Origin of the sequence: Streptomyces sp. MP131-18 (assembly GCF_001984575.1) — a bacterium.
GTDB lineage: Bacteria > Actinomycetota > Actinomycetes > Streptomycetales > Streptomycetaceae > Streptomyces > Streptomyces johnsoniae.
The window spans coordinates 6871770-6886098 of record NZ_LZNS01000001.1; the positions used below are offsets into that span (position 1 = coordinate 6871770).

The 14329-nt window shown below is 72.5% G+C and carries 14 protein-coding genes; 9 read left to right on the forward strand and 5 right to left on the reverse strand.

Annotation, left to right across the window (positions count from 1 at the left end; genetic code table 11):
* Positions 1-38: 38 nt before the first annotated feature.
* Positions 39-341 carry a gas vesicle protein GvpO gene (gvpO, locus tag STBA_RS30740; RefSeq protein WP_079252243.1) on the reverse strand — a complete coding sequence of 101 codons (303 nt, stop codon included), beginning with the start codon at positions 339-341 and terminating at the stop codon, positions 39-41.
* Positions 342-429: 88 nt separating this feature from the next.
* Here gvpO and STBA_RS30745 point away from each other — a divergent pair, with 88 nt between their 5' ends.
* From STBA_RS30745 to STBA_RS30755, 3 genes are all read left to right on the forward strand, one after another.
* Complete coding sequence (locus tag STBA_RS30745) at positions 430-1557, forward strand: DUF2330 domain-containing protein (protein WP_077062313.1); 1128 nt, start codon at positions 430-432, stop codon at positions 1555-1557.
* Positions 1558-1661: 104 nt separating this feature from the next.
* The gene (locus STBA_RS30750; protein ID WP_077062314.1) at positions 1662-2411 is read left to right on the forward strand and encodes an SDR family oxidoreductase; all 750 of its coding nucleotides are present in this window, start codon (positions 1662-1664) and stop codon (positions 2409-2411) included.
* Positions 2412-2490: 79 nt separating this feature from the next.
* Entirely contained in the window at positions 2491-3297 is an 807-nt protein-coding gene (locus STBA_RS30755) for a class I SAM-dependent methyltransferase (RefSeq protein ID WP_077062315.1), read from the forward strand.
* Position 3298: 1 nt separating this feature from the next.
* Here the strand turns inward: STBA_RS30755 and STBA_RS30760 are convergent, their stop codons facing one another.
* Positions 3299-4966: a BCCT family transporter gene (locus tag STBA_RS30760; protein ID WP_079252507.1), complete on the reverse strand. Its 1668-nt coding sequence runs from the start codon at positions 4964-4966 to the stop codon at positions 3299-3301.
* A 290-nt stretch (positions 4967-5256) separates the two neighbouring features.
* A complete protein-coding gene (locus STBA_RS30765) occupies positions 5257-5697 on the reverse strand; it encodes a MarR family transcriptional regulator (RefSeq protein WP_077062317.1) in 441 nt (146 codons plus the stop codon).
* 96 nt (positions 5698-5793) lie between these two features.
* On the opposite strand from STBA_RS30765, the gene STBA_RS30770 reads away from it, so the two are divergent.
* From STBA_RS30770 to urtE, 6 genes are all read left to right on the forward strand, one after another.
* Positions 5794-6909 carry a substrate-binding domain-containing protein gene (locus STBA_RS30770; protein WP_077062318.1) on the forward strand — a complete coding sequence of 372 codons (1116 nt, stop codon included), beginning with the start codon at positions 5794-5796 and terminating at the stop codon, positions 6907-6909.
* 141 nt (positions 6910-7050) lie between these two features.
* Positions 7051-8316 (forward strand): urea ABC transporter substrate-binding protein, encoded by a 1266-nt coding sequence (urtA, locus tag STBA_RS30775; RefSeq protein WP_077062319.1) that lies wholly within the window; start codon positions 7051-7053, stop codon positions 8314-8316.
* On the forward strand, positions 8313-9209 hold the full coding sequence (gene urtB, locus STBA_RS30780; RefSeq protein ID WP_077062320.1) for an urea ABC transporter permease subunit UrtB: 897 nt from the start codon (positions 8313-8315) through the stop codon (positions 9207-9209). The genes urtA and urtB overlap by 4 nt, the downstream gene beginning before the upstream one ends.
* Positions 9206-10270: an urea ABC transporter permease subunit UrtC gene (urtC, locus tag STBA_RS30785; RefSeq protein WP_077062321.1), complete on the forward strand. Its 1065-nt coding sequence runs from the start codon at positions 9206-9208 to the stop codon at positions 10268-10270. Before urtB ends, urtC begins: the two co-directional genes overlap by 4 nt.
* Positions 10267-11037 (forward strand): urea ABC transporter ATP-binding protein UrtD, encoded by a 771-nt coding sequence (urtD, locus tag STBA_RS30790; RefSeq protein WP_077062322.1) that lies wholly within the window; start codon positions 10267-10269, stop codon positions 11035-11037. The genes urtC and urtD overlap by 4 nt, the downstream gene beginning before the upstream one ends.
* On the forward strand, positions 11037-11729 hold the full coding sequence (gene urtE, locus STBA_RS30795) for an urea ABC transporter ATP-binding subunit UrtE (protein WP_077062323.1): 693 nt from the start codon (positions 11037-11039) through the stop codon (positions 11727-11729). The genes urtD and urtE overlap by 1 nt, the downstream gene beginning before the upstream one ends.
* 47 nt (positions 11730-11776) lie before the next feature.
* On the opposite strand, the gene STBA_RS30800 is transcribed toward urtE, so the two are convergent.
* Together STBA_RS30800 and STBA_RS30805 are read right to left on the reverse strand one after the other, a co-directional pair.
* The gene (locus tag STBA_RS30800; protein WP_253195122.1) at positions 11777-13537 is read right to left on the reverse strand and encodes a VanW family protein; all 1761 of its coding nucleotides are present in this window, start codon (positions 13535-13537) and stop codon (positions 11777-11779) included.
* Between the two features lie 168 nt (positions 13538-13705).
* Complete coding sequence (locus STBA_RS30805) at positions 13706-14170, reverse strand: ATP-binding protein (protein ID WP_253195124.1); 465 nt, start codon at positions 14168-14170, stop codon at positions 13706-13708.
* Positions 14171-14329 lie beyond the last annotated feature (159 nt).

Sequence of the window (14329 nt, forward strand, 5' to 3'; positions counted from 1 at the left end):
CCTGCCCGGCCTTGCCGGCCTCGTCGTCGCTCCGACCGCTACCGCTGGTCGGAGCGCCCTCGTTCGTAGCGCCGCACGCGCCGGTAGCCGGTGACCTCGCCGTCCGGGCCGACCGCGACCTCGTAGGTCGCCATCAGACTCATCGTGTCCGGGACCCGGGACAGTTCGAGGACCTCGGCGTCGAGCACCCAGCCGTCGCCCGAACGTTCCAGCCTGGTCACCGCTTCCGGGCGCAGACCGGTCAGCTCGGCGAACTCGGCGCCCGCCGTGCGCATGACGTCGAGCACCGGACGAGGGCCGTCGTCATCGCGTCTCTCTGCTTGCGTGTTCTTCTCTGCCATGGCTCGTGCCGGGTTCCTTGGGGAACAGGCGCCAAACGTGCCTGTCCGAAAGGAACCGGTGTGTACCGCGAGCCCGTCCATGCAGACGATGAGCACTGGAAGAAATGCGGCCACGACCGTTCTGCTCCTGCTCCTGGCCCAGTTGGCGGCGGTCGCCTGGCCCGCGTACGCGTGCGGCTGCGGCGGCATGGTGACCGACCCGGAGACGCCGGTCACCGTCGAACAGGAGACGTCGGCGGTCAGCTGGGACGGCACGACGCAGCGGATCGTGATGAGTCTGACGGTGGGCGGCGAGGCGAGCGAGGCGGCGTGGATCATGCCGGTGCCGAGCCGCGCCGAGGTCGAACTCGGCGACCGGGAACTGTTCGACGACCTGCGCGCCGCCATCCGGCCGGTGCGCGAGACCCGCCACTACTTCTGGCCGCGCGAGGGCGACTGGCCGCTCGGCTCGGACGAGATGTGGAACGGTGCCGGGGGCGGCGCGCCGCAGGACCGCGGCGCGGGCGTGGACGTCATCGGCCGCGACCGGCTCGGCCCGTTCGACGTCGCACGCCTGGCCGCCACCGACCCGGCGGCGCTGGACGCGTGGCTCGGTGAGAACGGCTTCGACCTGCCGGACCGGCTCGCGGACGAACTGGCCCCGTACGTCGAGCAGCAGTGGGAGTACGTCGCCATCCGGCTGGCGCCCGAGGAGGCGGGCGGGGAGACGCCCGCCGTGCTCGGCGGCACCCTGGACCCCATCAGCCTCACGTTCGCCTCCGACGAACTCGTCTACCCGATGCGGCTCTCCCGCGCGGCGACGACGGAACAGTCCCTGCGGCTGTACGTCCTGGCCGAGGGCCGGATGGAGCCGGCGGACACCATCGGCGGCGAGGAGCCCGCCATCGCGTTCGCCGCGCCGCTGACCGTGGCCGAACAGCCGGCGGGCCCGCTGCGCGACCTCGCGGCGGGCCCGGCGTTCCTGACCGTGCTGGACCAGGAGTTCCCGCGGCCCGAGCTGATCGACGGCGACCACGTGCTGCGCCGCACGGCCGAGGACACCGAGTACCGGCCCGTGATCTACGAGGACCGGCTGCTCACCTGGGGCGGCGTCCCGGCGTGGATCGTGACCACGGGCGGCACGGCCCCGGCCGCCGTGCTCGCGTTCCTCCTCGTCCGACGGGCGCGCCGCCGCCGGGTGTACGCCCGCCCGTACGTCCCGCACCCCGGCGCCTGACGAGCGCGCGGGGGCAGTGCGCCGTCCGTTTCCCGCCAGCGCGGCCAGGTGCCGCTCGCCTTCACTGAGGGCGTTCGCACCACCGAGCAGGAGGAGAGACCGACATGACCGTGCAGAGCGGACTCGGCGGCAAGGCGGCGCTGGTCACCGGCGGCAGCCGAGGGATCGGCGCCGCCGTCGCCCTGCGGCTGGCGCGCGAGGGCGCCGACGTCGCCATCACCTACGTCAAGAACGAGGAGGCCGCCCACGAGGTGGTGGCGAAGATCGAGGCGGCCGGGGTCCGCGGTGTGGCGCTGCGCGCCGACGTCGCCGACGCGGCGGCCGTCACCGGCGCCGTCGAGCGGACCGCGGATGCGTTCGGGCGGCTCGACGTGCTGGTCAACAACGCGGGCCTCGGCGTGCTCGCCCCGGTCGGCGACCTGACGACGGCCGACCTGGACCGGGTGCTCGCGGTCAACGTGCGGGCCGTCTTCCTGGCCTCCCGGGCCGCGGCGGCGCGCCTGGCGCGCGGCGGCCGGATCGTGTCCGTCGGCAGCGCGCTGACCCGGTACGCGGGCGGCCCCGGCGGCACGCTGTACGGCATGAGCAAGGCCGCGCTGACCGGGCTGACCAAGGTGCTGGCGCGCGAGGTCGGCGACCGCGGCATCACGGTCAACGTCGTGAGCCCGGGGCCGGTCGACACCGACATGAACCCGGCGGACGGCCCGTTCGCCGAGCCGCAGCGGGCGGCGACCGCCCTCGGCAGGTTCGGCGGCGCCGAGGAGGTGGCGGCCATGGTCGCCTACCTGGCGAGCGACGAGGCGGCGTACGTGACGGGCGCCGAACTCGTCATCGACGGCGGCCACTCGGCCTGACCCGGGCGGGCACCCGGCGGGCACCCGAGCGGGCGGAAATCCGCTTGCGGCGCGTACCCGCCGTTCGTACGGTCGCCCCATGACCGAGGGCTGGCTGCGCCACAACCGCGAGAACTGGGACGACCGGGTGGGGGTGCACGCCGCGAGCGAGTTCTACGACCTGCCGGCCTTCCGGGCCGGCGAGGACCATCTGCGGCTGTTCGAGCCGGACGAGCTGGGCGAGGTGGCCGGGCGAAGCCTGCTGCACCTTCAGTGCCACATGGGCCAGGACACGCTCTCCTGGGCGCGCCGCGGGGCCCGCGTCACCGGCCTCGACTTCTCGGCCGAGGCGGTGCGCACCGCCTCGGCCCTGGCGGCCGACATCGGCCTCGCCGACCGCGCCAGGTTCGTCGTGGCCGACGTGTACGAGGCGGAGGCGGCGCTGGGCGGGGAGCGGTTCGACGTCGTCTACACCGGCCTCGGGGCTCTGGTGTGGCTGCCCGACCTGCCGCGCTGGGCCCGGGTCGTCGCCTCGCTCCTCGCCGAGGGCGGCGTGCTGTACCTGGTGGAGTTCCACCCGTTCACGGAGCTGCTCGGCGAGGACGGCAAGGCCGTCGAGCGGGACTACTTCGACCGGGCGGGCGAGACGTTCGACTTCGCGCACACCTACACCGACGGTCCGCCGCTGTCGCGGACGGTGCAGGTGCAGTGGCACCACCCGCTCGGTGACATTGTGACCGCGCTGGCCGGGGCGGGCCTGCGGATCGACTTCCTGCACGAGCACGACCACACGATGTGGCCGCGCTTCCCGGCCCTTCAGCGGGCAGGCGCCCGCGAGTACCGGTACCCGGCGGGCGAGCCGCGCGTTCCGCTGATGTTCTCGGTGCGCGCGACCCGCCCCGCCTGAGCTACTTCCCGGCCGATTCGGGCGGCGAGCCCGGACTGACCTTTATGTCGACTCCGTCCTCGGTCCCGTTGGAGCCGGGGCCGATGCGCAGCTCGAAGTCGCCGTTGTACTGCTCGTGCCCGGCGATGACGGCCATCTCCACGGCCTCCTCGCCGCGCTCGCCGCGCAGGATGAGCGGGTCGCGGCGCAGGTCGCGCATCAGCGCGGCGCAGAGCCCGATCATCACCAGGGTGAACGGCACGGCGGCCAGGATCGTCAGGTTTTGCAGACCGTCGAGTGCCGTCGAGTCGCCCTCGTCCGAATCGCCGCTGATCAGCAGCATGATGGCGGCGACGGCACCGGTGAGCACGCCCCAGAAGATGACGAGGACGCGGCTCGGCTCCAGGGCACCGCGCTGGGACAGCGTGCCCATGACGATGGACGCGGCGTCGGCGCCGGAGACGAAGAAGATACCGACGAGGATCATCACCAGAATCGCGGTGATGCTCGCGATCGGGAACTCGCTGAGCGTCGTGAACAGCTGCGCCTCGGGCGTCGCCTCCGCGGAGATGTTCGCGCCGTTCTGCTCCTCCCGCATGCCGGCGCCGCCGAAGATGGCGAACCACACAAGGCTGACCGTGCTGGGCACGAGGATCACGCCGCCGACGAACTGCCGGATGGTCCTGCCCCGGCTGATGCGGGCGATGAACATGCCGACGAACGGCGTCCAGGAGATCCACCACGCCCAGTAGAAGACCGTCCAGCCGGACAGCCAGCCCGCGATGCCCTCGCCGCCGCTCGCCTCGGTGCGCGCGGCCATGTCGGGCAGGTCGGACAGGAAGGTGCCGACCGAGGTCGGGACCAGGTCCAGGATCAGCACGGTGGGGCCGACGAGGAGCACGAACAGGGCGAGCAGCGCGGCCAGCACCATGTTGATGTTGGACAGCCACTGGATGCCCTTGGCGATGCCGGAGACGGCCGACAGCACGAAGGCCATGGTCAGCGCGGCGATGATCATGACGAGCATCCCGTTGCCGACGTCGGACATCCAGTCCAGGTGCTCTATACCGCTGCCGATCTGGAGCGCGCCGAGTCCCAGGGACGCGGCGGAGCCGAAGAGGGTCGCGATGATCGCCAGGATGTCGATGGCGCGGCCGACGCCGCCGTTGGCGTGCCGCTCACCGATGAGCGGTGTGAACACCGCGCTGATCGTCTGCCTGCGCTTGCGCCGGAAGGTGCTGTAGGCGATGGCCATGCCCACCACCGCGTAGATCGCCCAGGGGTGCAGCGTCCAGTGGAAGAGGGAGGTGGCCATGGCCGTGGCCATGGAATCTCCCTCGTTCGCCGGGGAGGTCCCCGGCGGGGGGCTGACGAAGTGGGTCAGCGGCTCGTTCACGCCGAAGAACATCAGGCCGATGCCCATGCCGGCGCTGAACATCATGGCGATCCAGGAGACCGTCTTGAACTCCGGCTTCTCGCCCTCTTTGCCCAGCGTGATCCGGCCGTACCTGCTGACCGCGATCCACAGGGCGAAGACGACGAATCCGGAGGCGACGAGTACGAAGCCCCAGCCCGCGTGATGGATGACGCTCTCCAGTATGTCGCCGGAGACGTCCGCGAGTGACTGCGACGACGCGGCACCCCAGACGACGAACGCCAGCGTCACCACTGCCGCGATCCCGAACACCACGGGGTCCGTCTGTGGTCCGCCGAGGAACGTCCGTCTGGTGCCGCCCGCCGTGGTCGGGCCTCCCTTGTCGCCTGGCACGCGTATCAATCCTTCCCTTCAACATGTAGCGGATGGGCGGCCCGCGGGGGGCCGCCCTGTGCTGCGCGGGCGGCTACCCCGATTTCCGTGATGCATGCGAAAAAAACTCACCACTCAACGACGAAAGAGCCCAACGTGAGCGAGGAGATTCATACCGTAGCCGTTCCGAAGGGCAAAACACCCGGCACCCCATGAAAAGGGAAGCGGTGCGTTCAAGCGGTGAAGTCCACCGGGGCGGGGGCCGCGGGCCCTTCCAGGCCCGCCGCGAGCCGGCGCAGCAGCACCGCGAGCAGCTCGTCGTCACCGCTGCCAGGCAGCAACTCCCAGAGGCCGCGCACCCGTTCGTCCAGGTGCCGCCACCGCTCCGCGCCGCGCGGCGTCAGGTGGGCGAGGATGCGGCGGCGGTCGAGCGGGTCGACGCGCCGGTGCACCATGCCGTCGTCGACGAGCTGGTCGACGAGCCGGGTCAGGGTGGGCGGCGGAAGCAGCACGCAGTCGGCTATCGCCGTCATCCCGTGTCCCTCGCCGTCGGCGAGCAGCGACATCACCCGCCACGCCTCGACGGAGCACCCCGCCTCGTCCAGCACCCCCCGCAGCCGCCGAACGGCCAGCCGCTCGGCCCGGGTCAGCAGGTCCACGAGATCAACGGGCATGGGGCCATCGTACGGCCGGTGCGCGGGGCGGGGCCCGTGCGTCTCGTTGTGCGGTCCAGGGGCGCGTGCGCCCCCGCAAGCCGCCATCATGGGCCGGTGACGCGCACGGACCGCCCCGCGCCGCTGAGCCCCGACCCCGAGGTGCTCGGCGTCGCCCTGGTCGTGCCCCGGCAGGGGCCGGCCGGGATCTTCGGGCCGGCCTGCGAGCTGTGTGCGCGGCTGGCCGCCGACGAGGTCAACGCGGCCGGCGGCGTGCTCGGGCGTGAGCTGCGGCTGGTGACCGTGGACGGCGGGGCGCCGCCGCGGCAGGTGGCGGCCGAGGTGGAGCACTTGGTCGCGGCGGGCATCGTGCACGGTGTCACCGGCTGGCACATCTCCTCGGTCCGGCAGGCGGTCGCCCCGCGCATCGCCCGGCACGTGCCCTACGTGTATACGGCGCTCTACGAGGGCGGGGAGGATTCCGAGGGCGTCTACCTCACCAGCGAGACGCCGGACGGCCAGCTCCGCCCGGCGATGCGGCTGCTGGCGGCGGAGCGGCGGGTCCGCCGCTGGTACGTCGTCGGCAACGACTACATCTGGCCGCGCCGCACCGCCCGCGCCGCGCACGCCTATGCGCGCGAGAGCGGCGGGCGGATCTGTGGCGAGAGCTATCTGCCGCTGGGCACCGACGACTTCGCCGCGGCGCTGGCCCACATCGAACGGCAGGCCGCGGAGGCGGTGCTGATGCTGCTCGTGGGCAGCGACGCCGTCCGCTTCAACCGGGCGTTCGCCGCCGCCGGGCTGGACCGGCAGTGCCTGCGCCTGAGCACGCTGATGGACGAGAACATGCTGCTGGCCAGCGGCGCCGACGCGACCCGCGGACTCAGCGCCACGGCCGGGTTCTTCGGCGCCCTCGCCACCGCCGACACCCTCGACTTCCACGGCCGTTACGCGGCCAGGTTCGGCCCCGAAGCGCCCGCCCCGAGTGCGCTGGGGGAGTCCTGCTACGAGGGCGTGCTGCTGCTGGCCGCACTGATCACCAGGGCGGGCTCCTGGGCCGTGCCGGCGATCGAGGGCACGGTCGGCGACGTCGCGTGGGAAGGGGCCCGCGGGCTGCTGCGCCTGAACGGGCGTCACGCGCGCCAGCGGATCTACCTCGCCGAGGCGGACGGGCTCGATTTCGCGGTGACGGCGGACCTCGACGGCTGGAGCGGGCCACCCGAACGGCCGTGATACTTCCGAACGGAAGTATTAATGGCAAGGAAATCCCGGGGAAACAGCCCCCTTTGAAGCTGTGGCGTGCCCATGCCGGGCGGCGCGGCCCGGCTCCCCACCCCGCATTCCCCGTCCCGCGAGGGAACAAGGAGGACGGACATGCCCAAAGCCCGGGGACACCGCCTGCTCACGACCGTACTGGCCCTGCTGACCGCCGTGGTGATGACGGCCTGCGGGGCCAGGACAGGGGAGGACACGCCCGCCGGCCGCGTCGCGGAAGTCGACACGTCGGCCGACACCATCAAGGTCGGCCTGCTCAACTCCCTCTCCGGCACCATGGCCATCAGCGAGGTCACCGTCCGCGACGCGCTGCTGCTCGCCATCGACGAGATCAACGCGGCCGGCGGCGTGCTCGGCAGGCAGATCGAGCCCGTCAGCGAGGACGGCGCCTCGGACTGGCCCACGTTCGCGGAAAAGGCGGAGAAACTGATCCGGCAGGACCGGGTCGCCGCCGTGTTCGGCTGCTGGACCTCGGCCAGCCGCAAGGCCGTACTGCCCGTCTTCGAACGCAACGGCTCGCTGCTGTTCTATCCCGTGCAGTACGAGGGACTCGAACAGTCGCCCAGCATCTTCTACACCGGCGCCACCACCAACCAGCAGATCGTCCCCGCCCTGGACTACCTCCGCGAGGAGGAAGGCGTCGAATCGCTCTACCTCGTCGGCAGCGACTACGTCTTCCCGCGCACGGCCAACCGCATCATCAAGGCGTACGCCGAGGAGCACGGCATCGAGATCGCCGGCGAGGACTACGCGCCGCTCGGCTCCACCGAGTTCGCCACGATCGCCAACAAGGTGCAGGCGGCGGGCGCCGACGCGGTGTTCAACACCCTCAACGGCGACAGCAACGTCTCGTTCTTCCGCGAGTACCAGGCGCTCGGCCTCACCGCGGAGAGCATGCCCGTGCTGTCCGTGTCCATCGCAGAGGAAGAGGTCCGCAGCATCGGCGCACAGACCCTCGCGGGCCAGCTGACCTCCTGGAACTACTACCAGACCACCCCGAGCGCGGCCAACGAGCGCTTCGTCGCCGCCTACCAGGCCGAGTACGGCGAGGACCGGCCGACGTCCGACCCCATGGAGGCCGCCTACACCTCCGTCCACCTCTGGGCCGCGATGGTGGAGGAGGCCGGCTCCTTCGAGGTGGCGGACGTCCGCGCCGCCGCCGACGGCATCACCTTCGACGCCCCCGAGGGCACCGTCACCGTCGACGGCGAGACGCAGCACCTCCACAAGACCAACCGGATCGGCCGCATCGGTGCCGACGGCCTCATCACCGAGGTGTGGAGCTCGAAGACGCCCATCAGGCCCGACCCGTACCTGCGCGCGTACGAGTGGGCGCGGGGCCTGGCCGCGGGGGACCGCTCGTGAGCATCATCCTCACCCAGTCGTTCACCGGCATCAGCATCGGCGCGGTGCTGCTGCTCATCGCGCTCGGCCTGTCCCTGACCTTCGGGCAGATGGGCGTGATCAACATGGCGCACGGCGAGTTCATCATGGCCGGCGCCTACACCGTGTACCTCCTCCAGGGCCCGCTCTCCTCCGCGGGCATGTCCCTGCTGGTGGCGCTGCCCACCGCGTTCCTCGTGGCCGGCGCCATGGGCGTACTCCTCGAATGGCTCCTCATCCGCCGCCTCTACGCCAGACCGCTGGACACCCTGCTGGTCACCTGGGGCGTCTCCCTGATGCTCCAGCAACTGGCCCGCGACCTGTTCGGTGCGCCCAACGTCCACACCGAGATCCCCGGCTGGCTCTCCGGCCGCGTCACCGTCATCGGCGGTGACGACCCCCTGACCCTCACCCATGCCCGGCTGTTCATCCTCGCGCTGGCCCTGGCCGCCGTCGTGGCCCTGACCCTGGCGCTCCGGCTGACCCCGCTCGGGCGCCGCATCAGGGCCGTCGTGCAGCACCGCGACCTGGCCGAGGCGTCCGGGATCGCCACCGCGCGCGTGGACCGCATCACCTTCTTCATCGGCTCGGGCCTGGCCGGCCTGGCCGGAGTCGCCCTCACCCTCGTCGGCCCCATCGGCCCGACAATGGGCACCAACGTCATCATCGACGCGTTCCTCGTGGTCGTCGTCGGCGGCATCGGCCAGCTGCGCGGCGCGGTGATCGCGGCGTTCGCCCTCGGCGTCCTCCAGGCGGTGATGGAGTACTCCACCACCGTGAGCGTCGCCCGCGTCACCGTGCTCATCGCCATCGTCGCCTTCCTGCAATGGCGCCCCCAAGGCATCTACACCCTGCGCACCCGGAGCCTGGCATGACCGACTTCCTCCACCGCCGGCGCGCGCCCGCCGGCTACGCCCTGGCCGCGGTGCTGCTGTTCGCCCTCGCGCCGCTGCTGCTGTCCGACTTCCGCCTCGGGCAGTTCGCCCGCTACCTGTGCATCGCCATCGTCGCCGTCGGCATCGCGCTGGCCTGGGGCCGCGGCGGCATGCTCGTCCTCGGCCAGGGCCTGTTCTTCGGCGTGGGCGGCTACGCCATGGCCATGCACATGAAGCTGGCCGACGCGGGCCCAGGCGGGCTGCCCGACTTCATGCTCCTGTACGGCACCGCCGACGCCCTGCCGTGGTGGTGGGAGCCCTTCCGCTCGCCCGCCGTGGCGCTCGCCGCCGTACTGCTGCTGCCGATGGGACTCGCCGCGGTCATCGGGTGGTTCGTCTTCCGCCGCCGCGTGCGCGGCGCCTACTTCGCCATCCTCAGCCAGGCACTCGCCGCCGCGTTCGCCATCCTCCTCATCGGCCAGCAGGCCACCACGGGCGGCAGCAACGGGCTGACCGACTTCCAGGGGTTCTTCGGCTACTCGCTGCTCGACCCCGTCAACCGCCGCACCGTCTACTTCGTCATCGCCGCGACCCTGCTGGCGCTGATGCTGCTGACCCGGCAGATCTTCCACAGCAGGTACGGCGAACTGCTCGTCGCCGTGCGGGACGCGGAGGAACGCGTCCGCTTCCTCGGCTACGACCCCGCGCTGGTCAAGCTCGCCGCCTACGTCGCGTCGGCGGGCATGGCGGGCGTGGCGGGCGCGCTGTTCGTGCCCGCCGTCGGCATCATCTCCCCGGCACTCATCGGCATCGTGCCGTCCATCCAGTTCGTCATCGGCGCGGCCATCGGCGGGCGCGCCAGCGTCGTCGGCGTCGTCCTGGGCGCCATCGCGGTGGCCTGGGCGCAGACGGTGCTCTCCGAGGAGTTCCCCTCCGCCTGGACCTACTTCCAGGGCGGTCTGTTCGTCGTGGTGATCGCCTTCCTGCCCGGCGGCATCGCCTCCCTGTGGCAGCTCGCCACACGGCGCCGGGCCCGTACCGAGGCGGTGACGGCCGCATGACCACGGCCCCCCTGAACGACCTGGAGATCAGCGGCCTGCGCGTCACGTTCGACGGTTTCACCGCCGTGGACGGCGTGAGCCTGCGCGTCGGACCCGGCGACCTGCGCTTCCTCATCGGGCCCAACGGCGCGGGCAAGACCACCCTCGTCGACGCCGTCACCGGACTGGCCCCGGCCACCGGCTCGGTGCGCTTCGGCCCCGAGGAACTCCTCGGCCGCCCCGTGCACCGCATCGCGCGGCTCGGCATCGGCCGCACCTTCCAGACCGCCACCGTCTTCGAGCAGCTCACCGTGCTCCAGAACCTGGACATCGCCGCGGGCGCGGGCCGCGGCCCGCACACCCTGCTGCGGCGCCGCCGCGGCATCCCCGATGAGGTCGCCCGCGCCCTGGACGCCGTCGGCCTCACCGCCGTGCGCGACCGCCCGGCGGGCACGCTCGCGCACGGCCAGAAACAGTGGCTGGAGATCGGCATGCTGCTCGTGCAGGACGTCCAGCTCATGCTGCTGGACGAGCCGGTGGCCGGGATGAGCCACGAGGAACGGGAGCACACCGGGCAGTTGCTGCGCCGCATCGGACGGGACCGCACCATCGTCGTCATCGAGCACGACATGGACTTCATGCGGACCTTCGCCACCAGCGTCACCGTGCTCCACGCCGGCCGGGTGCTCAGCGAGGGAACGGTCGCCGAGGTGCGGGCCGACCCGCGGGTGCAGGAGGTCTACCTCGGCGAGACGGCCGCCCCCGCGGGTGCGGAGGTGGAGGCGTGATGCTGGAGATCACCGGCCTGGTCGCCGGCTACGACCGCAGCACCGTGCTGCACGGCGTCACCCTTGCCGTTCCCGAGGACGGGGTGGCCACCGTCCTCGGCCATAACGGCGCGGGCAAGTCGACCCTGCTGCGGGCGGCCCTCGGGCTCATCAGGCCCCGTGCCGGCACCGTTCTTCTCGACGGGCAGGACGTCACGCGGCTGCCCGCCCACCAGCGCGTCAGGCGCGGCATGGCCTACGTGCCGCAGGGGCAGCAGAGCTTCCCCCAGCTGACCGCCATGGAGAACCTGCGCCTCGTCGCCGACGGCCTCAGGGACGGCCGGGCGGCGCTCGACGAGGCCCTCGACCTGTTCCCCGCGCTGCGGGCCGCGGGCGGGCGCAGGGCCGGGCTGCTGTCCGGCGGCCAGCGGCAGCAACTCGCCATCGCCCGCGCCCTGATCACCCGCCCGGGACTGCTGCTGCTCGACGAGCCCACCGAGGGCATCCAGCCCTCGGTCGTCGCCGAGATCCAGCGGACCGTTCTGGAGCTGAGCGGGCGCGGCGGCCTCTCGGTGCTGCTGGTGGAGCAGCACGTCGGCTTCGCCCTGCGGGCCGCGGAGCGGTACTACGTGCTCCAGGCCGGCCGCGTCACCTCCGCAGGCAGCGGCGACGCGCAGGCGGAGACCGCCGTGCGGCGGGCGCTGAGCGTGTGAACCCGCCCCTGGCCGGTCCGCGGCGGCCGCGGACCGGCCAGGGGACGTCAGTCCGCCGCGGGGCAGGTGACCTCGTCGCGCGGCACGTAGGTGGTGCGGAACGTCTCCCGCCCGGCTTCCTGCCCGCCCTCGACGAACACCCGGTCCACGGCCACGTCGAAGCCTTCGAGCGGCGGCTGCGGAACGCAGTCCTCGCCCTCGCCCTCCCGGCGTTCCGGCTGCGTGACGTTCTCCCGCGGCCCGGCCTCCGCCAGGACCTCGTCGTACCGCTTGGTGCCGAGGAAGGTGATGGTCACCGAGGTGTCCGTGGCGCTCGCCAGGATGTAGATGGCGTGCCCCGAGTCGTTCAGGAAGCGCAGGTCGAGGCTGCCCCAGGCGACCGTGGCCTCCCGCCCCTCGGGGTAGCGCTCGATGTAGAAGGAGTGCGCGCCGTACTCCACGGGGTCCACCCCGGCGAAGAACACCGCGTTGAACATGGTGGTGGCCACCGCCGAGACGCCGCCGCCCTGCGCGCGTTCGTACTGGTCGTCGAGGATGATGACGCCCTCGACGAAGCCGTTCTCCTCGGTGCGTTCGCCGACCGTGTCGTTGAAGCTCCAGGTGTCCCCGGCCGGCACCAGCGAGCCGTTGATCAGCTCGGCGGCCCGGCCGATGTTCGTCGTCCGGTACGCCGCCGGCTCGAAGCCGACGGTGAAGGACGACATCTCCTCCACGATGCCGAGCTCACGGTAGTTGTCCGCGCTCAGCTCCGGCTCGACCTGCTCGGTCGGCAGCGCGTCCGTGCGCGCGGCCTCGCCGCGGCCCGGCAGCAGCGGGAGCACCGTGTCGCCGAGGCCGTCCGTCACGACCCGGGTGCCGGGGGCGCCGCCCTCGGCCACCACCTCGCCGCCGGTCAGCCGCAGCGTCGCGTCGGTGGGGGCGACGGCCGCGCGGGCGAACGGCTCGGCCAGCCGCTCGTCGTCCGCGAGTGCCTCGCCGTCCAGCGCGGGGGAAAGGCGGCCGGCGCCGTCCGCGTTCATGGTCAGGTGGTCGCCGATGACCTCCGGCGGCAGCTCGATCCTGGCGCCGCCCGCGTTCAGCACGACAGGCCCCGACATCGCCGGCTCGGCGAACTCCTCGACGGCGCGCGCCACCTCCTCCGCGTCCGTGACCGGCTGGGCCGCCGTCACCGGCAGCCGCAGCGGACCGGCGGCGTCCGGATCATCGCCGTGCGGCAGGAAACCGTCCCGCAGCATGCCGAGCGACTCCGCCACGTCCAGCGAGGACCCGGCCCGCGCCCGCGTGACGCGCACCGCGCCATCCTCGAAGGCGACCGCGCCTTCCTGCACGGTCGTGTCGGACTCCTCGGCCAGCGCGGTCAGCGCGGCACGCCCCGCCTCCTCGTCCTGCCGCACGACCGGGTCGATCTCCCCGCCCCCGGTGCCGAAGAGGCGGCCGAGCAGGCCCGGCCGACTCGCGCGGTCCACCGTCGCCGCCGGGTCGAACGTGAGACCCGCCACCGCCGGGTTCAGCTCGTGGGGCTCGTCGTCCTCCTCGCCGATCAGCACCTCGACGGGCGCGGCGGCGGGCGCGGCCAGCTCAGCCGCCAGCCGTTCGCGCGCGTCGTCCGGCGAGAGCCCGCCGATGTCGACGCCGCGGACGGTGGTGCCGGGGGCTATCTCGCCGCCGAGCGCGAGCGAGCCGACGAGGAAGAGGCCGCCGATGCCGACGGCAAGGCCGCCACCGAGCAGCACGAAGCGCGGTATGCGGGGCGGGTGGGGCCCGGGAACGTGGGGCGGGTGGGGCGGGGGTGGCGGTATGACGGCCACAGAACTCCCTCGGGGCGTCGCGCGGGGCGGCGGCAGGACGCGAGGAAGCCTAGCAATGCGCACCCGGCACCAGGAATGGCGCGGTACGCGGGCGGAAGCGGCAAAAGCGACAGAAGGCGTGAGGTGGGCGGCTGGTCCGGCCCGTGGCCGTGACCGTTGCCGCGATCGTCAGGGCCGTATCTCGGCCCACACCGTGCAGCCCGTGGCGCGGTCCGGTGCGATGACGCCCCAGCGGGCGGCCAACGCGTCGAGGAGCAGCAGGCCGCGGCCGTGCTCCGCGTCCGCGCTCGCGGCGTCGGGGGCGCGCTTGTCGAGGCCCGGGCCCTCGTCCGCGACCTCGATGCGCAGCCGCAACAGACCGGTGGCCTCAAGCCGGCAATGCACAACGTCACTGTCCGTGTGCAGAATGGCATTGGTGAACAGCTCGGAGACGACCAGCTGTGCCGTGTCGCACACCGTTTCCGGCAGCCCCCAGTGGCCGGCCCGCAGGGCGACCCGGCTGCGGGCGGCGGCCACGGAGGCCGCCAGTGCAGGCAGTTCGAAGCGCTCGCCGCGTCGGCCCGCATGCGCGCCGACCGGAGCAGGGAGCGGCCGGGGGCGGGGGAGCGGCGTCGTGCCGTGAAGTGGGGACACGGTCCTGGTCGCCTTCCGTGGTACCGAAGCCATCGTGAGCCGGGTCACCTGTTAACTATGCGCATCCATGTGCGCATTGCGCAAGCGGAGTTCTGCGATTTGCAGAAAGCGAAGAGATGTCTGTCGATGCCACTACCCGGTGTGGCAAACTTCTTCCGT